The following is a 22,358-nucleotide window of genomic DNA, read 5'->3' as shown; positions in this document are numbered from 1 at the left end:
GGCAACACCATGCAGGAACGCAGCTTCGCGGTGGGTTCGGTGGCAGGCGTGCGCACCCTGGTCGAGGGGGTCGCCGCGGCGGTGGCGGCCTTTCCCGACCGGACCGCCGTGCGGTGCGGCGAACGGGAGCTGACCTACCGCGAGCTGGATGCCCGCGCGGACCGTATCGCCGCCGCGGTGGCCGCTGCCGCCGGTCCCGGCCGGGCGGACCGGCCGACGGGCGTCCTCCTTCAGCGGTCGGCCGACCTGCCCGCCGCCGCGCTCGCGGTGCTGCGGACCGGTTCGTCGTACCTGCCCCTGGACCCGGCCACGCCGCGGGCGCGCCTCGAGCTGATCCTCGACGACGCCGCGCCGTCGGTGGTGATCACCACGCGGGCGCTCGCCGACCTGGTGCCGCGGGGCGTGCCGGTCGTGTGTCTGGACGAGGAACTGCCCGCCCCGGGCGAGCGGTTCACCCCGGCCGAGGTGACGGGCGATTCCCGGGCGTACATCATCTTCACCTCCGGCACCACCGGCAGGCCCAAGGGCGTGCAAGTGTCGCACGGCAATGTGCTGCGGCTGTTCGCCACGACCGAGGGCCTGTTCGGGTTCGGCCCGGACGACGTGTGGTCGATGTTCCATTCGTTCGCTTTCGACTTCTCCGTCTGGGAGATGTGGGGCGCCCTGCTGTACGGCGGCTGTGTCGTCGTGGTGGAGCAGCGGGTCGCCCAGGACCCGGCCGCGTTCCGGGAGCTCCTGGAACGCACCGGCGTGACGATGCTCAGCCAGACCCCGACCGCGTTCACCCAGCTGATCTCCGAGGACGCGGGCCATGCCGGGAAGCTGCCGCTGCGCTGGGTGGTGTTCGGCGGCGAGGCGCTGCACTTCTCCGACCTCAAGCGCTGGGTCGCCAAGTACGGCGATGCCGCCCCGCAACTGATCAACATGTACGGCATCACGGAGACGACGGTGCACGCCTCGTTCCGCCGCGTGCTGCGCGAGGATCTGGACCAGGGGCGGTCCCTGATCGGACGACCGCTGCCCGACCTGGAGTTCACCCTTGTCGACGCCGAGCTGCGCGAGGTCCCGGCCGGGGAGGTCGGTGAGATCGTGGTCACCGGGCCGGGGGTGACGCTCGGCTATCTGGACCGTCCCGAACTCAACCGCGAGCGCTTCGTGGAGCTGCCCGGCGGTGCGGGGCGCGGCTACCGCTCCGGCGACCTGGCGCGCCGCACCGAGTCGGGCGAGTACGAGTACCGGGGCCGCGCGGACGACCAGGTCAAGATCCGCGGCTTCCGCATCGAACTCGGCGAGATCCAGGCCGTCCTGAACGACGTGCCCGGCATCGAGCGCGCCGCCGTGCTGGTCAGCAGGGAGCGGCCGGGCAGCCCCGTGGTCAAGGACCGCACCGTGTCCACCGCGATCGGCGGGGTGCGCGACCTGGTGCGCGGCGGCCGGGCCGGTGCGGCTGCCGACACCGTCCCGCGGATCCTCGCGTATGTCGTGCACCGGCCGGACCTGGACGTGGGCGAGCTGTTCGAGCGGCTTCGCGAGCGGCTTCCGCACTACATGATCCCGGCGTTCATCGTGCCGGTGGACGCCATCCCGATGAACCATAACGGCAAGGTGGACCGCGACCGGCTGCCCGCCGCGACGGCCGCCAACAGCCTGCGCGAACCCGCCGCCGCCCGGCCCGGCGGCGACGCCCCGGCCGGTCCCGGCGCCGCGGGCGACGCGCGGGCGCTGTGCGCCGCCTTCGAGGCCGTCCTCGGCGTCAGCGGCGTCGCGGCGGACGACTCGTTCTTCTCCGTAGGCGGCGACTCGATCACGGCCCTGCAGCTGCGCGCCGAGGCCCTCCGGCGGGGCATCGCCCTCGAACTGTCCGACATCTACGCGCTGCAGACCCCGCGTGCCCTGGCCACGGCCGCCGGGCAGGAGACCACGGCGCCGCCCACCCGCCCGGGCGTCGAGCCGTTCGACCTGATCGGCGCAGTGGACCGGGCCCTGCTGCCCGCCGACGGCATCGTCGACGCCTACCCGGTAGGGACGCTCCAGGCGGGCCTGCTGTTCCACAGTGCGTACGACACCGATGTGAACATGTACTGCGACATCTTCATGTTCCGTCTGCGGGCCGTCTACGACCACGACGCGATGGCAAGGGCCGTGTCCCGCGCCGTGGCCCGGCACGAGATTCTGCGCACCGCCTTCGACTTCACGACGTACTCCGAGCCGTTGCAGCTGGTGTACGAGTCCGCCCGGCCGGAGGTGACCGTGCACGACCTGCGCGGCCTTCCGGCCGACCGGCGCGAGCAGGAGCTGGAGACCTGGCAGCTGGCCGAGCGGCGGCGCAGTTACGACTGGGCGAGGCCGCCGCTCATGCGGTTCACGGTGCACCTGCTCGGCGAGGATCAGTTCCTGTTCTCCATGAGCTTCCACGACGCCCTGCTCGACGGCTGGAGCGAGTCGTCCCTGATCACCGAGATCCTCGCGGATTACTGGGCGCTGCGGGACGGCGCCGACAAGGACCCGGCCCCGCTGCCCGCGCGCCGTTACGCCGACTACATCGCCCTGGAGCGGGCGGCGCTCACCGACCCGGCCGTGAGCGACTTCTGGCGCGAGGAGCTGGCCGAGACACCCCCGACCCTGCTGCCCCGCCTGGTCGCCGGTCCCGAGGACCGGCACGCCAACACGATGGGCTTCCTCAGCGTCGATATCGACCCGGAGCTGTCCGAGCGCCTGGACCGGGTCGCCCGCGCGCGCGGTGTGTCCCTGAAGCACGTCCTGCTCGCCGTCCACGCCCGGGTGCTCGCCGTGCTCACCGGCCGGTCCGAGGTGGTCCTGGGAGTCGAGTCCAACGGCCGCTCCGAGGAGGAGGGCGGCGCCGACGTCATGGGTGTCCACCTGAACGTGGTGCCCTACCGGCTGCGCACCGCGCGGGCCACGTGGGACGAGCTGATCAGCGGCGCGTTCGCGAAGGAGCAGCAGCTCCTGCCGGTGCGCCGCCTGCCGTACGCGGAGATCCAGCGGCTCGCCGGGGTCCGCGAGCTGACCGACGTCAGCTTCAACTACACCCACTTCCACAGCTACGAGCAGCTGGCGTCCGCCACCGACCTGGAGGTCGTCGACGCCAAGGCGTACATCCAGACGCACTTCACGCTGCGCACCGAGTTCAACAAGGACCCCTTCACCCGCCTGCTCTCCCTCGATCTGGAGGCGAACATGCAGCGGGTGACGGAGGACCAGCTCCGCACGATCGGCGACCTCTACCGCAACGCACTCGCCGATGTAGTCGCCGCGCCCGAGGAGGTCCCGGGCAACGCCGCCCTGCTCGGCGACGCGCTGTGGCAGCGGCTCGTGGACGGCTACGGGGATCCCGCGACGCCCCTGCCCGCGTCCGGTTTCGTCGCCGCCTTCGAGGAGGCGGCCGCCCGGCACGCCGACGCCGTGGCCGCCCAGTGCGGCGAGGAGACTCTCACGTACCGCGAACTCGCCGAGCGGGCCGGGGCGCTGGCCACCGTGCTCGCCGAGCGCGGGGTGACCCGGGGCACGGTCGTCGGTCTCGTCGCCGGGCGCGGTCTCGACTATCTGGTGACCGTGCTCGCCGTGCTGCGCCTCGGCGCGCTCCATCTGCCGCTGCCCGCGGGCCCGGAGCGCCGGGTCGCCGGGATGCTCACGACGAGCGGGGCCGACCTCGTCCTGTGCGACGAGGCCCACCGGCCGATGGCCGAGGCGGCCGCCGCGGGCGGCGTCGCCGTCGCCGGTCTCGCCGGTCTGCTGCGGGACGCGCGCGGCCGGGCGCCGTACGCGGGCCCGTTCCCGTCCGGCCGCGACGACGCGTACATCATCTTCACCTCGGGCTCCACCGGTGCGCCCAAGGGGGCCCTGCTGCGCCACGACGGCATGCTCAACCATCTCCGCGCGAAGCTCGACGCGCTGAGCATCGGCGCCGACGACCGGGTGTCCCAGGACGCGGCGGCCACCTTCGACATCTCCGTGTGGCAACTGCTCGCCCCGCTCCTGGCCGGGGCCCGTACCGTCATCTATCCGGACACGGTCAGCCAGGACCCGTCGCGGCTGCTGCGGGCAGTCGCGGACGACGGCATCACCGTGCTCGAGGTGTCGCCCTCGGTGCTCAGCGTCCTGGCCGCCGAGCTCGCCCACTACGGCACGGACGCGTATCCGCCGTTCGCACTGCGCTGGGTCGTCTCCAGCGGCGAGACGCTCACCCCGCAGTGCGCCAACGCCTTCCGCCGCCTGCTGCCGACCGTGCGCCTGCTCAACATGTGGGGCGCCACGGAGGTCTCCGACGACTGCACGCACCACGAGCTGGTCGGCGAGGCCGACGAGCGCGCCGCGTCGGTGCCGGTGGGCCGACCCATCGCCAACGCGCGGGTGTACGTCCTCGACGACAACCGCGAGCCCGTACCGGTGGGCACCCCCGGCGAGCTCTATGTGGGCGGCCTGTGTGTGGGCGGCGGCTATGTGAACGACCCGGAGCGCACGGCGGCGGCGTTCGTGCCGGACCCGTTCGCGGACGGGCCGGGCGTGCTGGCCTACCGCACCGGGGACCGCGGCCGTCAGCTCGCCGACGGCACCTTCGAGTTTCTCGGCCGGATCGACGGCCAGCTGAAGGTGCGCGGTCACCGCGTCGAACTCGGCGAGGTGCAGCACGCCCTCGCGTCGGTGGACACGCTGCAGGAGAGCGTCGTCACCGTGCGGGACAGCGAGGAGTACGGCAAGCAGCTCGTCGCGTTCTACGTCCCGACGGTCACCGGGGCGGCGGGCGGCGGCGGGGACATCCTCGTGCGGGCGCAGGTCTCCCCGCTGCAGCTGCGGGACCGCCTGGCGGAGATACTGCCCCGGTATGCGGTGCCGGACCATCTGATCGCCCTGGACGAGCTGCCGCGCACCGCGCACGGCAAGGTCGACACCAAGGCCCTGGCGGCGTACGACCTGACGGACGTCCGGCCGGACGCGGAGGAGGACGGCGGGCCCGAGACGCCCACCGAGGCCGCGGTGATCGACATCTGGACCGGTGTTCTGAAGCCCGCCCGCGCCCTCGCGCCGCTGTCGAACTTCTTCGCCCTCGGCGGCCACTCGCTGCATGCCGCCCAGGTGATGGCCCGGCTGCGGGACCGCTTCGACGTGGACCTGCCGCTGCGCCTGCTGTTCGAGCACCCCACGCCGCGGGCGCTCGCCGGGCAGGTGGACCGGCACGCCCGCGATGGCCGGGCCGCCGCGGACCGGATCGAGCCCCGCTCTCCGCGGCCCGCGCAGTTCCCGCTCGCGGTCAACCAGGCGAGCCTCTGGTTCCTCGCCCAGGTGAACCCGGACGACCGCTCCTACGAGAACACCACCCTGCTGCACCTGTCGGGCGAGCTCGACGCCGACGCCCTCGCGGCGGCGGTACGGACCCTGGGCGAGCGGCACGAAATCCTCTCGATGCGGTTCACGAGCCGGGACGGCGTCCCCGTGCAGCGCCCGGCTGCCGACGGCGGCCCGCGCCTGGAGGTCGTCGACCGCGGCGCGGACCGGCTCACCGACCCGCGGGAGATGGCGGCGTACGTCCGCGCGCAGGCCGCGGGCCTCCGCTTCGACCTGGAGCACGGCCCGCTCGTCGTGGCCCGCCTGTACCGGTTCTCCGACACCGAGCACGTGCTGCAGTGGAGCAGCCACCACATCGTGTCCGACGGCTGGTCCACCGACGTAGCGATCCGGGAGATCACCGAGGCTTACCGGGCGCACCGCGACGGCCGCGCCCCCGACCTGCCCGAACTGCCCGTCCAGTACGGCGACTACGCCCTCTGGCAGCAGGGCAGGGCGCCCGCCGCCGCCCCCGAGGAGACCGCGTTCTGGCGCGGCTACCTGGACGGCTACCCGGGCGAGTTGGGCCTGGTGACCGACTACGAGCGGACCGAGGACCGCAGCCGTGCCGCCGGTCACCTCGTCCGGGACTGGGACCCGCGGACGCTGCGCCGCGTCGAGGACGTCGCCCGGGCCCGCGGGTTGACCCCGTTCATGGTGGTGCACGCGGCGAGCGCGGTCGTCCTGGCCCGGCTTGCCCAGCGGGACGACGTGGTGCTCGGCTCCGCCGTGGCGGGCCGTCACCTGCCCGAAACCACCCCGCTGATCGGCTACTTCGCCGACACGCTGCCGTTCCGCTACCGCGTGGAGCGCTCCCGGAGCGGGGCGGCGTTCCTCGACTCCGTGGCCGAGAGCGCACTCGCCGCCCTTGAGCACCAGCGCCTGCCGTTCCAGGACATCGTCCGGGCGGCCGGTGTCGAGCGCACCCCCGGCGTGTCGCCGCTGGTCCAGGCGCTGGTCACGCTGGACAACTATCCGCTCGACCTCGACGCGCTGCCCGGCCTCACCGGCGGCCTGGAGCAGGTTCCCCCGGCGACCGCCCTGTTCGACCTGCTCCTGCGGTTCGTGGCGGACACCGGGCTGCGCCTGTCCGTGCAGTACGACACCACGCTGTTCACCGAGGCCACCGTGCGCCGCCTCCTCGACGCGGTCGACCGGTCCCTGACAGCGCTGCTCGAACGCCCGGACGCGCCCCTCGCCGAGCTGGTGCTCGTCTCCGACGCGGACCTGGAGGCGCTGCACCGTATCCGGGCCGACCTCACCGGAGCCGCCGTCGACCGCACCCGCCCGTTCGACGAGCTCGTCGCCTCGCCGCAGTGGTCGGAGTTCGTCGCCCGCGTCGAGCACGCGGGGCTCCTCTCCGCCCTGCTGCTCGCGCTGTGACCACCGGACCGAAGCCCTCTTCCCGAAGGACCCACCATGAATCAGGACCGTGCCGACCTGTTGCGCCGACGTGTCACGCAGCGCGGCACCGCCGCATCCCGCGCCGGGAGTTGGGACCCCGCCCCCTCGGTCGCCGACCGGCGCAGCCTCGTCGAGGCCTTCGACGCCACCGTGGCCGCCCACCCCGACCGGGACGCGGTGCGCTGCGCGGGCGCCGTGTGGACGTACCGCGAACTCGACGACCGGGTGCACGCGCTGGCCGCGGCGGTGCGCGGCCTCGGCGCCGACCCGGGCCGCCCGGTGGGCGTGTTCCTGGAGCGGTCGGCGGACATGGTGGCGGCGGCGATCGCCGCGCTGCGCACCGGGGCTTCGTACGTGCCGCTCGACCCGAGTACCCCGCGGGCGCGGCTCGCGCTGATCCTTGAGGACGCCGATCCATCCGCGGTGATCACCTCGCGGGCGCTGGCCCCGACGGTTCCCGGCGGGGTGCCCGTGGTGTGCGTGGACGAGGCGCTGCCCGTGCCGGCGGAGCCGGTGCCGGCCGCCGAGCTCGGGCGGGACTCCCGGGCGTACATCATCTTCACCTCCGGCACCACCGGCAGGCCCAAGGGCGTGCAGGTGTCGCACGGCAATGTGCTGCGGTTGTTCTCCGTGTCGCAGGAGCTGCACGGCTTTGGCCCGGACGACGTGTGGTCGCTGTTCCACACCTTCGCCTTCGACGTGTCCGTCTGGGAGATGTGGGGGCCGCTGCTCCACGGCGGTTGCCTGGTCGTCGTCGAGCAGGAGACGGCCAAGGACCCGGCCGCGTTCTGGGAGCTGCTGCGCCGCGAGCGGGTCACCATGCTGAGTCAGACACCCAGCGCGTTCAACCAGCTCATCGCCGAGGACGCCGGGCGCTCCGAGCGGCTGCCGCTGCGCCGCGTCGTCCTCGCCGGGGAGGCGCTGCACTTCTCCGACCTCAGGCCGTGGGTGGCGAAGTACGGGGACGCGGCACCCCAGTTGATCAACCAGTACGGGCCTACGGAGACGACCGTGTACGCCTCCTGCCGCAGGGTGCGCGCCGCGGACCTGTCCGAGGGCCGGTCCCTGATCGGCGGCCCGCTGCCGGACCTGCGGTTCCTGGTGGTCGACGCGGACCTGCGCGAGGTCCCGGCCGGGCAGCGCGGCGAGCTGGTCGTCAGCGGCCCCGGGGTGACCCTGGGTTACCTGCGCAGCCCCGAGCTGAACCGCGAGCGGTTCGTGGAGCTGCCCGGCGGGCGGGGGCGCGGCTACCGCACCGGCGATCTCGTCGAGCGCACCGAGTCGGGCGACTTCGCCTTCCACGGCCGTACGGACGACCAGGTCAAGATCCGCGGCCATCGCGTCGAGCTGGGCGAGGTGGAGGGCGCGCTGCGGGCCCTGGACTCGCTGGCCGAGGCCGCCGTCGCGGCCCGCGAACTGCCGGGGCTCGGCACCAGCCTGGTGGCCTATGTCGTGCCGGCCCGGCCGGAGCTCACCGCGGTCGCGCTGCGCCGCGAGCTGGCCGCGGCGCTGCCCCCGTACATGGTGCCCGGCGTGTTCGTCGCGGTCGACGCGCTGCCGCTGACGCAGAACGGCAAGCTCGACCGCAAGGCGCTGCCCGACCCCGAGCACGCCCCCCGGCTCGGCGAGGGCACGGTCCAGCAGGCGTCGGCGCCGGGCGCACCGGCCGAAGAGAGCGGGGGCGACGACGCCACCGCGGTGAGGATCGCCGCGCTGGTCGCCGAGCTCCTGAAGCTGGAGCGGGTCGACCCAGCAGCCGGGTTCTTCGAGCTCGGCGGCCACTCCCTGGTCGCCATCCGGTTGCTGTCCCGCGTCCACGGCGAGTTCGGCGTGGACGTGCCGCTGCGTGACTTCCTGCGCGAGCCGACGGCCCGGGCCCTCGCGCGCGCCGTCCGTGCAGAGAGCGGCCCCGGCCAGGACGCCGCGCCCGGCGGTCTCGTCCTGGCCAGGGCGCCCGAACGGGACCGGGCCCCGGCGACCGACCCACAGACCCGCCTGTACTACCTGTCCCAGCTGGAGCCGGACAGCGGCGCGTACAACCTGCACCAGACGGTGCTGCTGCACGGCGACCTCGACGTGGCCGCGCTCGGCCGGGCCTTCGCCGCCCTCGTCGACCGGCACGCCCCGCTGCGCACGGTGCTGCGCCTGGAGGACGAGGGCCTGGTGCAGGTGGTGCTCCCGGGCGGCCGGTTCTCCCTCGAGCCGGAGCACCTGGGCACCCCGACGGACGGCGACTGGGCCGCGGCGGTGCGGCGGCTGTCCGAGGCGGAGCTGGCGCGCCCCTTCGACCTGGAGCGGGACGCGATGCTGCGGGTACGCCTGATCCGCGTCGACGCGCGTCGGCACGCCCTGCTCATCACTGCCCACCACGCGGCGTCCGACGGCTGGTCCCACGCGGTCCTCAGCCGCGAACTCGTCGAGCTGTACGGGTACTTCAAGCAACGGCCGGACGCCGAAGAGACGCCGCTCGCGCCGCTCGGCCTGGAGTACGTCGACTACGCGCACAGCATGCACGCGTGGCTGTCCGGCCCCGCGGCGGAGCAGGACATCGCGTACTGGGAGCGCCGCCTGGAGGGGCTTCCCGCGGTACACGAGCTGCCCCTGGACCAGCCTCGCCCACACACCATGACGTACGCCGGGGAGATGCACGAGGTGGTGCTCTCCAAGGCGGAGACCGACGCCGTGCGCACGCTCGGCCTGGGCGAGAACGCCACCCCGTTCGTGGTGCTGCAGACGGCGTTCGCGGTGCTGCTCGCCCGCCGCTCCGGCGCGCGCGACATCGTCCTGGGCACTCCGGTCGCCAACCGCCGCGCCGCCGAACTCGAAGGTCTCATCGGCATGTTCGTGAACTCCCTGGTGCTGCGCACCGAGGTCGACCCGGACCTGGGCTTCCGCGAGCTGCTTGGCCGGGTCCGGGAGCAGACCCTGCGCGACCTGGAGCACCAGCACGTCCCGTTTGACGTGCTCGTCCGGCGGCTGAACCCGGAGCGCTCGGCGGCCCACTCGCCGCTGTTCCAGATCATGTTCGTGTACCAGAACAACGAGGCGGCCCGGCTCGACCTGGACGGCTTGGTCGCCACTCCGGTGCGCTCGCCCGAGCAGGACGCGCAGACCGACCTCGTCCTGGACGTCCTGGAGGAGGCGGACGGCCTCCGGCTCCGGTGGCGGTTCAACACGGATCTGTTCCGGCGCGGCACCGTCGAGGCGCTGGCCCGGGAGTTCCGCTCGCTGCTGCGCTCCGCCGTGGAGCGGCCCGACACCGCCGTCGCCCAGCTCGACACGGCCGTAAGCGGCCCGGGGGGCACCGCGGCCACGGCGCCGGTACGCGGCCTGTTCCCGCTGCGGCAGAATCCCTCCAGCGCCACCCCGGTCTTCGCGCTGCCCGGCGTGCTGGGCCTCGGCGCGTCGTTCGCGCAGCTGTCCGCGCACTTCGAGGAGCGGTCCTTCCACGCCCTGAACACCCGGGAGATCCTTCAGGCCCGGCGGGGCGAGGCCGACCTGCTCACCCTCGCGGACGACTGTGCCCGGGTCATCTCCCGGGCGGCGGGCGACCGGGTGCACCTCGTCGGGCACTCCTACGGCGGTGCGCTGAGCGGCTATGTCGCCGAGTCGCTCGCGCGCCGGGGCGTCGAGGTGGGGGCCGTGGTGCTCCTTGACGCGCTGGCGCCCGACGCGGTGCAGCGCAAGCTGGTCACCGGGCGCGAGGACCAGCTCAAGGAGTTCCTCAGCACCCTCGCCGGGCTGTTCCCGGTGCTCGGCGAGCGCTATGCCGCCGAGGGCGTCGAGGCGGTGTGGGCCCGGTCCGAGGCGGAACTCCTCACCGAAGTGGGGCGGCTAATCGGGCCGAGCGCCCTGGAACTGCTCGGCGACGGCCTCGCGGAGACGTTCGAGGCGTTCCGCGCGATGTCCTCGCTGACCTGGCCCGCGCCGCCCGTCGCCGAGCGGCCCGTGCTGCTGGTCGAGGCGCTGGAGGCGGCCGCGTCCCGCGGGGCCGGGGGTGTCTCGCCGCGCGCCTCCTGGGAGCGGCTCGTACCGCCCGCCGCCCTCAGTTGCGCGTCGGTCACCGCCGGGCACGAGACGATGCTGCGGCAGCCGCGCGCCGCCGAACTCGCCGCGCTGGTCCGCCGCTTCCTGGCCGCACAGGACCGCGGGCCCGCGCCCGTCCCCGCGGGGGAGCTGGCCGGCCGATGAGCTCCAGTATGACCACAGCGCGGCCGCCGCTGGTGGCCCGCCTGCTGATCGTCGGCTCCGGCATCATGAGCCTGGCCAACTCGATCTCCATTCCCTTCCTCGCGGTCTTCCTCCACCGTGAGTTGGGCCTGCCGCCGGGGACTGTCGGGTTCGTCGTCGGCTCGTCCGTGTTCTTCGCGATCGCGGCCGGGTTCGTCGGGGGCTCCCTGTCGGACCTGCTGGGCCGGACCCGACTGCTCCTGCTCTCGCTGCTCGGTGTGGTCGGGTCGTTCGTCGGCTTCTACTTCAGCCATCACCTCGCGGCCGTGTTCCTGTTCAACGCGACGCTCGCCCTGAGCAGCAGCTCGTTCGGGCCGGTCGCCAAGGCCCTGCTCAGCGATGTGCTGCCGCAGGAGCGCCGCGTGAAGTGGTTCTCGTACCAGTACCTGGCCGTCAACGTCGGCTTCGCCGTCGGGCCGCTGATCGGCGCGTACGCCGGGCTGTCCGGCGGACGGGCGGCCTTCCTGCTCGGCGCGGCCGTGTACGTGGGCTACTTCGCGCTCCTGGGGCTGACCCTCCTGCTCGACCGGGCATCCCGGCAGCGGTCCTCGGTGGTCCGCACCGAGGCGGAAGGCCGCCTCCTGCGACAGGTGGTCCGCGGCCTCGGGGACAGCCTGCGGGCCGTCGTGACCGACCGCAGGCTGCTGTGCTTCATCGCGGCAGGGCTGCTCCTGGAGGCCGTGCACAGCAAGATCTCCGCACTCCTTGCCCAGCATCTGTCGATCGGGTTCGAGGACGGTACCCGCATCCTGGGCTATCTACTGACCACCAACGCCATCACCGTCGTGGTCTTCCAACTGGTGGCCTCACGCTCCGCGCAGAAGCGGCAGCCCGTATTCTCCATCATCCTCGGCGGCGGACTGCTGTTCGTGGGCATGGTGGGCTTCGCGATGTCCGGGCAGGCCTGGCAGTTCGTCCTGGCGATGGTGGTGTTCTCGATCGGCGAGACCTTCATCATCCCGGCCGAGTTCGCCCTCATCGACCGCATCGCCCCCGAGGAGCGGCGCGGCAGCTACTTCGGCGCCCAGACCTTCAGTCAGCTCGGCGGTTTCGTCGGGCCGTTCACGGGTGGTCTGATCCTCGGCTGGCTCGGCGGTCCCGCCATGTTCCTGATCGTCGGCGGCTTCGCAGTCTGCAGTGTGCTGATCTACGTCGTGGCCGGTCGCCGGGTGCCCGGCCTCACCGACCCGGCGCGGGACGAGAAGGAGACACTCCGTGGGTAGGCTCGAACGCGTCGCGGCCTGGGGGCTCGGCCTGCTCGCGGCCCCCAGCCGGTGGGCCCAGGCCACCCGCGGCACCCTGCGGGTCGACGGGCTCGACGAGGGCGCGGCGGTCCGCCGCGACCGCCGGGGGGTGCCGTGGGTGGCCGCGGGCACCGAGCGGGACCTGTACTTCGCCGTCGGCTTCGCCCAGGCGACCGACCGCCTCTGGCAGATGGACGTGCTGCGCCGGAGGGCCGCGGGGCGGCTTTCGGAGGTGTTCGGCGAGCCCACGCTGGCGGAGGACGTACGCGCCCGCAAGCTCGGCTTCGACCGGCTCGCGACGGCCTCGTACGACCTCCTCGGCGACTCCGGGCGGCACTGCCTCGCGGCCTTCGCCGACGGGGTGAACGCGGCCCTGCGAAGGATGCGCGGCCGCGCCGGACTTCCGGTGGAGTTCCTGCTGCTGCGCTACCGCCCCGAGCCCTGGACGCCGCGCGACTCCCTGATGATCGTCAAGCATCTGGGCTTCGACCTCGGCATGAACCTCAAGAACGAGGTGTTCCGGGCACGGCTGCTGCACACCCACCCGGAGTACGCGGAGTCGTTCCTGCGCCCCAAGTACCCGAAGGACGGGGCGGTGACGGTCGACACCCCGGCGCGGGTGGCCACGGCCTCCGGGGCATCCGGGGCATCCGGGGCGGACGGGACGCGCGGGGCACCCAGGGCGGACGGGGCGGAAGCCGGGCCGGTTACGCGGGCCTCCGGCGGTGCGGCCGACGCCCTGCCCGAGGAGTCCCGGCTGTGGCTGCGGGGGCTGCTGCGTGGCGAGCACCCGATCGGCTCCAACGCGTGGGCCGTGGCGGGGGAGCACACGGCCGCGGGCAGGCCACTGCTCGCGAACGACCCACATGTGCTGTTCACCCGGCCGAGCCTCTGGTACCAGATGGGCCTGCGCCTGGACGCGGCGGACACGACGTCCGACGGGACGTCCGACGGGACGTCCGAGGCATACGGCGTCACGGTGCCCGGCCTGCCGGGGCTGATCGCGGGCGCCAACCGCGACCTGGCCTGGGGCATCACCAACTCCACCGTCGACACACAGGACTTGTGCGTCCTGGACGCGTCGTCCGACGCGGCCCGCACCTGGAGCGTGTCCGGGGTCATCGAGGTGCGCGGCCGGGACGCGATACCGGTACACGCCGCGGGCGGGGACCGGCACGTGGAGATGGACCTGCCGGGAGCCGAGCCCGGCGAGGAGCCGGACGGCGGGCCGAACGGCGGGCGGTACGGCCTGTTCTGGAGCGGCCTGCTTCCGTCGGCCGAGGTCGACGGCTGTGTCCGGATGTGGCGGGCCCGGGACTACGCGGAGTTCCGCGACGCTCTGCGCGAGTTCGGGGTGCCCGTCCTGAACGTGGTCGTGGCCTGCCGGGACGGCGACATCGCGCTGAAGACGGTGGGGCGGGTGCCCAAGCGCCGTCCGGGCAGCGGCCTGGCCCCGGGGCCGTACATCGAAGTGGCGGAATCCTGGCGGGAGTTCCTCGACTTCGAGGAGCTGCCGGAGGTGGTCAACCCGGACCGCGGCCACATCGTGTCCGCCAACCACAAGATGGTCGCCGACGACGCCCCGGTCCAGGTCGGCGTCGACTGGGTGGCGCCGTACCGGGCCGAGCGCATCATCGCTCTGATCGAGGGCGCGGACCGCCGGGTCACCGTCGAGGACTGCGTGCACTGGCAGGGCGACGTGGCCAACGGCCGTGCCGCCCGCGTGCTTCCGGCCCTCCTGGACGCGCTGGCGCAACGGCCGCCCGAGGGGGCATTGCCCGAGGCGTGCCACGCTCTGTTGCGCGGCTGGAACGGGCGGGACGAGGCGTCCCGTGCGGCGCCCCTGGTGTTCTTCCGGCTGCTGCAGGTCCTCACCGAGCACTGGGTGACGAACCGGCTCGGCGAGCGGCTGGCCGCCGCGATGCAGGACGTGTCCCTGCAGGTCGACCACCTCGTGCTCGACGCCGGGGCCCGTCGGCGCCTCGGCGACGACGAGCCCCTGCCGACGGTCGTGTCCCGGGCCCTGACCGAGGCGGCCCGCAGGATCGCGGCGGAGTGCGGCGGGTCCCCCGAGCACTGGCGGTACGACCGCGTGCACCGGCTCGACGACCGCCACCCGCTGGCCGCGGCAGTGCCGGTGCTCGGCGCGCTGTTCCGCGGCCGCCCCACCCCGGTCGGCGGCAGCGGCCACTCGGTGTGCCTGATGACCCCCGACCGGCGGGGGAACGTGATCGAGGGCGCGCCCTGGCGGTTCGTCGCCGAGCTGGGGCCAGGAGGACCGCGGCTGCGGGACGTGCTGCGGCACGGCAGTTCGGGGCACCCCCGCTCGCCGCACTACGAGGACCAGTCGAGCACCCACGCCGCCGGGGGCAACTACGCCGTGGCGCTCTCAGGCCCCGAGGGGCCGTCGGTGCCACGGCTGACGCTGCGCCCGCGGCGCGGGGACCGCCCGCGCCGCGGGGGCTAGGCCGTTTCTCTCGGATCATCTGATCGCTGGTCCGGTGTGTCGTTGACTGATGCGCAGTGGGCGCGGATCGAGCCGCTGTTGCCGGATCGCACGCCGCGGCGGGGTGGGCGGTGGCGGGACCACCGGCAGGTGATCGATGCGATCGCGTGGAAGTACCGCACGGGCTCGCCCTGGCCGGATCTTCCCGAGGAGTTCGGCTCCTGGAAGGGCGCGTATACGCGGCTGCGGAACCGGGCCATCGACGGCACCCGGCAGCGCGTGTTCACCGCACTGCTGGCCCAGGCCGACGCGGACGAGGACCTGGACTGGGTCGTCGCGGTCGACTCCACCATCGTCCGCGCCCACCAGCACGCCGCCGGGGCCCGCAAAAAAAGGGGGGCCACGGCAGGCGAGCCCCACGGCCATGCCCTTGGCCGATCCCGCGGCGGACTGAGCACGAAGATCCACCTGGCGGCCGACAGCCGCTGCCGCCCGATGCGCTTCGTCCTCACCCCCGGACAGGCAGGCGACGCACCCGCCTTCGAGCAGGTCATGGCCTCGCTACGGGTGCCGCGGCCACTCGGCCGGCCACGGGTACGCCCGGCGGTGGTGCTGGCGGACAAGGCGTACTCCTCGCGCGCCCTCCGCCAGCACCTTCGCCGCCGCCACATCCGCGCGGTGATCCCGCAGCCCATCGACCAGATCGCCAAACGCAAACACTGAGGCCAACAGGACGGCAGACCACCTGGGTTCGACCGCGACGCCTACAAGCAACGCAACACGGTCGAGCGGTGCATCAACCGGCTCAAGCAGTGGCGCGGGATCGCTACCCGCTTCGACAAGACCGCCACCATCTACCAGGCGGGACTCCTCATCGCAGGCATCTTCCTCTGGGCCGCACGATGATCCGAAAGAAGCGCCCTAGTCGCTTCATCACGGGCTCTCGTAGCCCGTTCGGGGTATTCAGGCTGCGCATCAGAGTGATGTCCCGTTACCTGGCAAGGATCGGCGCGACATCCGCCACCCGAGGAGAATCCCGTGCGCTTTCGATTCGCGGCCGGTGCCGCAGCCGCCGCATCCCTGCTCGTCCTGTTCGGGGCACCCGCCGCCATGGCCGACGATGACCCGTTGGTCAAGTCCGACGTCAACACCGGAGTCAGCGTCGGCGGTCTGCTCGACGTCGGTGCATCAAGTGAGGCCAATGGGACGGCCGCCGACTCCAACGTCAAGGTCGACGGCCCTGCTGGCGTCTCGACCAGTATCGACAGCGACACCAGCGTAGGTGTGGACGTCCTGTCCGACCTCCTTGCCAGTGTGTCGCTCGGGCTTGACTGAACGCGGAAAGCGCCCCTCCCCATCCATCACGGATCGCGAGGGGCGCTTTCCATTTGCCCAGAAGGGCAGTTGCGGGTAGATGCTGGCGCAGGCGTAGCTGCCGGGCATCAGGAGGCCGGCGTCGTCCTCGTACGTCGGGCGTGGTGCCGTTGTCGTCGGTGTACTCCAGGCCTTGCCAGAACAGCGGTGTCGCGAAGTGGTCAAGGGTGCGGCGCAGCGCGGGCTCGGCGAAGTCCCGGACTGCTTCCCACCGTTCGCCGGCCCAGAAGTGGGGTTTGTAGGAGCCCAGTGTGTCGCGGAAGCTGTATCCGCCGAACCAGGTCGGCTCGGGTGGCGAGGGCCAAGTCCAGCCCGCCGGGTCATCGTCGTCGTTCTCGGTGGCGTAGGCGGGCTCGTCCAGCAGGGCTCGGCGGGCGCCCCGGTTCTGTCGCTTCGAGGTGCGCGCAGTCGACGATCAGCAGATCCATGCTCAACCCCACCGAGCCAGAGTAGGTGAGGTGCCGAGGGTCGGGTCTCGCGTCGAGTAGTTCGGTGGTGCTTAACCTCTTCCGTCGCCCTGAAGGGCGAGGAGTGGGTGCCGCGGGCGAGCTCACCCTTGAGGCGGTGGTGGCGCCCGGTGGGCACGGCCGGTTGTGGGGTGGTGCGTGGTCTGCCAGGCGGTCAGGGTGTTGCCCGGCGCCTGGCTGCTGAGGTGCTCCGAGCCCTTGGCGGCCTCGCCGTTGGCGAAGCGGATGTCCCATTCCCCCTCGCCGGGCGGCGGGGCTGCCCTCCGATCGTGCTCCGGGAACGGTTCGTTTCTGACAGTCATGCGACGTGCTGCCGTGACCTCCGCCCTGTAGTCGATGCCGCTGACCGGACGGACGTGGGCGGTGCGTCCACGTCCGTCCGGTGCCCCGCGGCCTTGAGAGTGCCGCCTGACCGGGTACCCCAGCCCTGGGCTATGCGCGGCTCAGGTGTAGCTCCTGCGCCTGAAGAAACCGATGCGGGAGGCGCGACGCACCATGGGCCCGCGACCGTCCCCCGTCGCCGAGAAGCGACGCCCCCATGTTGCCGAGAGGTGACTGCGCCCCCCCTGCTCAGGCCGCTAAGGCCACTAAGCCCGGACAAGAGGCCGTCGTCCTTGCGCTTCTCGTCCTCGGTCGGGGCGTTGGCGGGGGCGACGTTGAGCGGGTCGGGCGGCAGTTCGTCATCGGGAAGTTCGCCGCCGACCTCCTGCTCGACACCCGTGGAGTTCCTGGTCGGTGGCGGTCGCGAAGTGCCCCTTGGTCAGGGTGATCCACACGTACGCGTCGCGGTTCTTAGATTTGCGGTCGAGCTCGATACAGCGGTGGACGAGGCGGGCGTACCGGGCGTCGTTCTTCAGGACCGGGGCGCGGGAGGGCAGTCGTGTGGTGCCGCCAGGCAGATCGGCGGCGTCCTGGCCGCGTTGCCGGGCGAGTTCACGTGTGAGAGCGGCCTTGAGTTCCTCGAGGTCCGGGTAGCTCTGGGCAGCCTTGTCCTTGGCGGCCTGGAGGGCTTGGAGGGCCTGGAGGGCCTCGACGGCGTCGGAGAGCTGGTCGGGCCAGGCGGCACGGATCGGCTGGGGGTCGGGCTCTCCGTTCCGGCGGGCCTGCATGATCGAGATCTGGTTGGCGCGCTCGACCTTCGGACAGGTGTCGGCCCGGTTCTGCAGGTCCGGGATGGCCGCGAGTTGCTGGGCGAGGGGGACGATCCGTTCTCGGTTCGCGACGGCCCACTGCTGCTCAGCCCGGCGGTCGCGTTGGGTGCGGGCGGCTTCGACCCGTTCGCTCTGGGTCAGGTCCCTGCCGACGGCGGTGTCGAGGTCCGGGCGCAGCTGCCGATAGCGGCGCTCGGCGGCCTGGCGGCTGCGGAGTTCGAGAGCAGTGGCCAGGCGCGTCCATGTGATGTTCTTGGCCCGGGCGGCGGCTATCAGGGCCTCCTCGTCCAGCAGCAGCTTGTCGCGCAGCACCCGGATCAGCAGCAGGGCTGCCAGCACGTCGGTCTCCTCCAGGTTGCCTGCGGCGCCGTACTCGATGAGTTCGGTGACGTGGTCGTATTTCTTGGCCACGTGGGCGAGTGTGCCGCTGTGCTCGCGCACTCGCGGAATCTCCGCCGCCAGGGACCCCTCCAGGCGTCCGGGTCTGGATCCAGGTGCGTCATGAGGTGGCGCCAGGCATCAGCGCGATTGGTTTCCGCAGCGGGCAGTTCGCGCTGGCTGCCGCGCGAGGAGCGGGACGCGGCTGCTGAGGAGTCCCGCGCCAGCAGGAACAGGCTGTGTCCTGAGCCCTGGCGCACCGGCGCACACCCGGCGCACTCCTCCCGTGCGACGCCCACCCCTTCCGGGCGTCGTACGGGAGCGGCCGTTCGGCGCGCCTTCCGCTCAGTACGGTCCGGTCAGTGCTGTCCGAGCGGCTCCGGCTCGTCGGCCCGGCCGCTCTGCTGGGTCAGGACCCGCACCGCGTCGGACGAGGTCGAGTCGTTCGCGGTGTAGATCTCGACCCGGTGGTCGGGACTGTCGGGCTGGAGCCACACCTGGTAGTCCACGTTCACGGCACCGACGGTGGGGTGCTGCAGGTGCATGGCCCCGACGGTGCAGTCGGAGACGTCGCCGGTGGCCCACATCGTCGCGAAGTCGTCGCTGCGCATGGTGAGTTCCCCGATCAGGCCCGCGAGCCGGGCGTCAGTCGGGTACCGGCCCGCGGTGAGCCGCAGATAGGCGACGTGGACGCGGGCCAGCTCGTGCCAGTTGCGGTACATGTCGCGGGTGTGGGGGTCGAGGAAGAACATCCGGGGGATCGACGGACGCCGCTCCGGGTCCCGCGGCGCCTCGGAGGAGATGTGCTCGGCGACGAGCGCGTGCCCGGTACGGTTCCACGCGAGCACGTCCCCACGCCTGCCGAGGACGATCGCGGGGATGGCCTCGCCGAGCGACTCCAGGAGCGTGAGGACGCGCGCGTGCGGCTCCTCGGGGGGTGGTTCGCTCAGGCCGGGCTTCGTGGACTGCCGGGCGAGATTGTGCAGGTGGACGGTCTCCACCTGGTCGAGCCTGAGCACCCGGGCCAGCGCGTCGAGCACCTGCTCGGACGCCGTCTCGGCCTGGCCCTGCTCCAGGCGCGTGTAGTACCCCGCACTCACTCCGGCGAGCTGAGCGAGCTCTTCACGCCTGAGGCCGGGGACTCGGCGGGAGGTGCCGTAGGTGCGCAGGCCGATCTCGGCCGGAGTGACCCGATCACGGCGGCTCTTCAGGAACGTTCCGAGGCTCTCCATGCGTTCGAGCCTAAGACGCGGGCCAAGCCCGTGGGTGTACCTGTCGGGTGTACCCATGGCACGGGGATGGTTGTCGCACTCGCGGTGCCGGACCGTCGAGGGCATGACTCAACAGCGTGCGCACACCTCACCCGGCCTGAGGGCCTGGCTCGGCCTCACGGTGATCCTCGGCCCGGTCCTCCTGGTCTCGATGGACGGCTCGATCCTGTTCCTGGCGATGCCGAGCATCACCGAGGCCATCTCGCCCACCGCCGACCAGGCATTGTGGATCCTGGACATCTACGGCTTCGCCGTGGGTTCCCTGCTGGTCGCCTTCGGCAGCATCGGTGACCGCCACGGCCGCCTGAAGCTCCTGATGATCGGCGCGACCGTGTTCGGCATCGGATCCGCCGGGGCGGCGTTCGCGCCGAACCCGGAGCTTGTCATCGCCTGCCGGGCGCTCATGGGCGTGGCCGGCGCGACCCTGCTGCCCTCGGCGCTCGCGGTGCTGAGCGAACTGTTCCCCGACCCGAAGCAGCGCGCCCGGGCGATCGGGATCTTCGCCGCCGCGTTCGCGGCCGGGTTCGCCATCGGCCCGGTCGTCGGCGGCACCCTGCTCGGGCAGTTCTGGTGGGGCTCGGTGTTCCTGGTCAACCTGCCCGTCATCGTCGTCTTCCTGGTGTTCGCGCCGGTCCTGCTGCGCGAGGTACGGGCGACCCGGACCGGCCGCGTCGACCTGGTCAGCGTCGTGGCCTCCGCCGGGGGCCTGCTGCTCACGATCTACGGCATCAAGCACCTGGCCGCGGACGGCTTCTCGGTCCTGCCGGTCGTGACGGGGCTCCTCGGCCTCGCGATCCTGACGTTCTTCGCGCTCCGCCAGCGGCACCTTGAGCACCCGCTGATCGACTTCTCCCTGTTCCGCGACCGTACCTTCACGATCGCGATCATCACCGGGCTGCTGCCGCTGGCGGCGTGGTCGGCGGCGGCGTACCTGTCCGGCATCTACCTTCAGTCCGTCCTGGACGGGAGCGTCTTGCACGCGGCGCTGCTCGCGCTCCCCGGAGCGGCGGTCCTCACCATCACCTGCATCGTCACGCCCGCCTTCATCGACCGCATCGGCAAGAGGGCCGCGCTCATCATCTGCCACTTCACCATCGCGGGCGGCCTGCTTCTGCTCCTGCCCACCACCATCACCGGCGGCATCGGCTGGTACGTCGCCTCAACCATGATCGCCGGAGTCGGGTACGGCATCTCCTTCAGCGTCGTCGCCGACACCGCGGTCGGCGCGGTTCCCGCGGAGCGTGCGGGGTCGGCCGGCGCGATCGCGGAGACCAGCAACGAGATCGGCAACGCCCTCGGCATCGCGATCCTCGGGTCGCTCGCCGCACTGATCTTCCGCCTCCAGGGGCCGGACCTCGCCCCCACCCTGGACGAGACGCTCCAGCTGCCGGACCTCGTACCCGCGGCGCTCCAGGACGCGAAGGGTGCCTTCGTCACCGGCTTGCACGCCGCCGTTGTGGTGGCCAGCCTGCTGCATGCCGCGCTCGGGGCTGTCGCCCTGCGCTGGCTCTCCAAGCCGGCGGTTGGCGAACCCGGCTGGAGCAGCACCGACGAGCCCGCGCGGGAGCACCTGGTGGGCAAGGCCTGACCGGGCCGGTGCCGCCCTGCCCCGCGCCGCCCGTCTCGCCCCGTCCGGGAGGCGGGCGGCGCGGGCGGCCTGATACGGGGTGCCCGGCGGGCGCGGCGGCACGGGTTACAGCGGCCTTGCCAGGCAGCGGCTCTGGCTGTAGGGGCGGTAGTGGCCGAACTTGGGGCACGGGGAAGGTGGCCTTCCCCTCGTAGCGTGGAGGCGTGACTGAAGGGGAAGTTGAGGGTCATGGGTGGGAAGCGACGGTCGTACGAGCTGGCAGGTCTCGCAGAACACCGTCGCCCAGATCGTGGCCGAGGAAACCTGATCGTGTCCGAGTCCGGCGATCAACTCGCTCCGCACCCGAAGCCGTGCCACTGGCCCGTGTACCACTGCTGCTTGTGCGGCCCCAGTGAGCCCCAAGAGCTCGCCGAGGACGTGTCGGTTGTGCGCGCTGTACGAGCCAACGTGCGTGGGCGGATCGTTGCCCAGGGCGAGCCTCAGCCTCGCGGTGGACAGCCGCTCTATCAGGTGGCATGGGACAACGGACAGCTCACCTGGCACTCATTCATCGACCTGCGCGTGAACACACAAGGCCCAAGCACCTAGGTGCCGCCGTTGTGGTCGACGGCGGGCGCCGTGCGGAATTCGTGGAGGGAGGCGGGTAGGTCGCCGTCGTGTTCAGGGCGTGCCGCGATCAGGTACGTGCCCAGGGTGCGGGCGATGCCTTCGGCGGCGTTCTCGTCGCTCTGTGCCCAGTCGTGCTGGCTGCGCATCAGCGCGTGCGTGGCCGCGGTGCCCCGGCGGTCGGGGTCGGGCCCGCGCGCGGCATCGTCGGCCCTCAGGATCAACTCGCCTACCGCGACCAGAAGATGAGCGCGTTGAGGGCGCTGGCTGCAGGTCTTGGTGCGGAAGACGACGACGATGGCGTCGCGGCCGTGCTGCTGCACGGGAGGGCCGGGCGCTGCCGGCAGGGCCCGCGCCCCCTTGCGGGGATGCGGGCCCTGCACTGTGCTCCGACGAGTGGGGCGAAGCCTTGCTACTGCGCGAAGTCCGGTTCTACCCGCACTCCTTGAGGTAGCGGTTGAAGGCGTGCTTCTTCGCCTTGTGCTCGATGTCCTTGGAGTACGCGTCCTGGTGCAGGACACCGACCGCGAGCCGGGTGTCGTCCTCCAGGTTCTTCGTGTTCCCGCACGCCGCCACGACGATCCAGTCCTCGTCGGTCCCCGCGCCCTTCCCGGTGCCGTATCGGGCCTTCGCCCCGGTCACCGGTTTTGACAGGTCGTACGACACCATCGTCGCCGGCCCCGCGAGGCGGGCCTGCGTCTGGGCGACGGACTGGCCGACGAACGCGTCCAGCGGCACGGGCGCGGGCGGTTCGTCAGCCGAGCCGCAGCCCGACAGTGCCATTACTCCCGCGAGCAGCAGCGCGGCCGTCGCGCCGCCGGTCCGCGCACCGATCCGGTAGTTCACGGAGCGCCCT

At 72.5% G+C, this 22,358-nt stretch carries 11 protein-coding genes and 1 pseudogene; 7 read left to right on the top strand and 5 right to left on the bottom strand.

Translation table 11 applies throughout. The features are described 5' to 3' along the window. Positions 1 to 9: 9 nt before the first annotated feature. The 6 genes and pseudogenes from ACWD10_RS32165 to ACWD10_RS32140 all read left to right on the top strand — a co-directional run bounded on the left by ACWD10_RS32165 (position 10) and on the right by ACWD10_RS32140 (position 16,002). Positions 10 to 6,726 (top strand): amino acid adenylation domain-containing protein, encoded by a 6,717-nt coding sequence (locus ACWD10_RS32165; protein ID WP_451097190.1) that lies wholly within the window; start codon positions 10 to 12, stop codon positions 6,724 to 6,726. Positions 6,727 to 6,762: 36 nt separating this feature from the next. Further along, positions 6,763 to 10,938, top strand: coding sequence for an amino acid adenylation domain-containing protein (locus tag ACWD10_RS32160; protein WP_451097189.1), 4,176 nt, complete (start codon positions 6,763 to 6,765; stop codon positions 10,936 to 10,938). Continuing rightward, on the top strand, positions 10,935 to 12,200 hold the full coding sequence (locus tag ACWD10_RS32155; protein ID WP_451097188.1) for an MFS transporter: 1,266 nt from the start codon (positions 10,935 to 10,937) through the stop codon (positions 12,198 to 12,200). Before ACWD10_RS32160 ends, ACWD10_RS32155 begins: the two co-directional genes overlap by 4 nt. Then, positions 12,193 to 14,688: a penicillin acylase family protein gene (locus ACWD10_RS32150; protein WP_451097187.1), complete on the top strand. Its 2,496-nt coding sequence runs from the start codon at positions 12,193 to 12,195 to the stop codon at positions 14,686 to 14,688. Before ACWD10_RS32155 ends, ACWD10_RS32150 begins: the two co-directional genes overlap by 8 nt. Before the next feature lie 36 nt (positions 14,689 to 14,724). Continuing rightward, positions 14,725 to 15,573, top strand: a pseudogene (locus ACWD10_RS32145) (IS5 family transposase). A gap of 132 nt (positions 15,574 to 15,705) precedes the next feature. Beyond that, complete coding sequence (locus ACWD10_RS32140; protein ID WP_451097186.1) at positions 15,706 to 16,002, top strand: hypothetical protein; 297 nt, start codon at positions 15,706 to 15,708, stop codon at positions 16,000 to 16,002. Between the two features lie 589 nt (positions 16,003 to 16,591). Here the strand turns inward: ACWD10_RS32140 and ACWD10_RS32135 are convergent. The 3 genes from ACWD10_RS32135 to ACWD10_RS32125 all read right to left on the bottom strand — a co-directional run bounded on the left by ACWD10_RS32135 (position 16,592) and on the right by ACWD10_RS32125 (position 19,269). Then, positions 16,592 to 16,810 (bottom strand): hypothetical protein, encoded by a 219-nt coding sequence (locus ACWD10_RS32135; protein WP_451097185.1) that lies wholly within the window; start codon positions 16,808 to 16,810, stop codon positions 16,592 to 16,594. Positions 16,811 to 17,188: 378 nt separating this feature from the next. Next, positions 17,189 to 18,070, bottom strand: a complete 882-nt coding sequence (locus ACWD10_RS32130) for a hypothetical protein (RefSeq protein WP_451097184.1) — start codon at positions 18,068 to 18,070, stop codon at positions 17,189 to 17,191. A gap of 326 nt (positions 18,071 to 18,396) precedes the next feature. After that, positions 18,397 to 19,269 carry a helix-turn-helix transcriptional regulator gene (locus tag ACWD10_RS32125; RefSeq protein WP_451097183.1) on the bottom strand — a complete coding sequence of 291 codons (873 nt, stop codon included), beginning with the start codon at positions 19,267 to 19,269 and terminating at the stop codon, positions 18,397 to 18,399. A gap of 103 nt (positions 19,270 to 19,372) precedes the next feature. Here ACWD10_RS32125 and ACWD10_RS32120 point away from each other — a divergent pair, with 103 nt between their 5' ends. Further along, on the top strand, positions 19,373 to 20,896 hold the full coding sequence (locus ACWD10_RS32120; protein WP_451097182.1) for an MFS transporter: 1,524 nt from the start codon (positions 19,373 to 19,375) through the stop codon (positions 20,894 to 20,896). Between the two features lie 584 nt (positions 20,897 to 21,480). Here the strand turns inward: ACWD10_RS32120 and ACWD10_RS32115 are convergent. Together ACWD10_RS32115 and ACWD10_RS32110 are read right to left on the bottom strand one after the other, a co-directional pair. Then, positions 21,481 to 21,825, bottom strand: coding sequence for a hypothetical protein (locus ACWD10_RS32115; RefSeq protein ID WP_451097181.1), 345 nt, complete (start codon positions 21,823 to 21,825; stop codon positions 21,481 to 21,483). A 109-nt stretch (positions 21,826 to 21,934) separates the two neighbouring features. Continuing rightward, positions 21,935 to 22,348, bottom strand: a complete 414-nt coding sequence (locus ACWD10_RS32110; RefSeq protein WP_451097180.1) for a hypothetical protein — start codon at positions 22,346 to 22,348, stop codon at positions 21,935 to 21,937. Positions 22,349 to 22,358: the final 10 nt, after the last annotated feature.

The organism is Streptomyces sp. NPDC002851 (assembly GCF_053591935.1).
The sequence above is the reverse complement of the archived record's forward strand: the minus strand, read 5'-3'. Positions and strand labels throughout refer to the sequence as shown.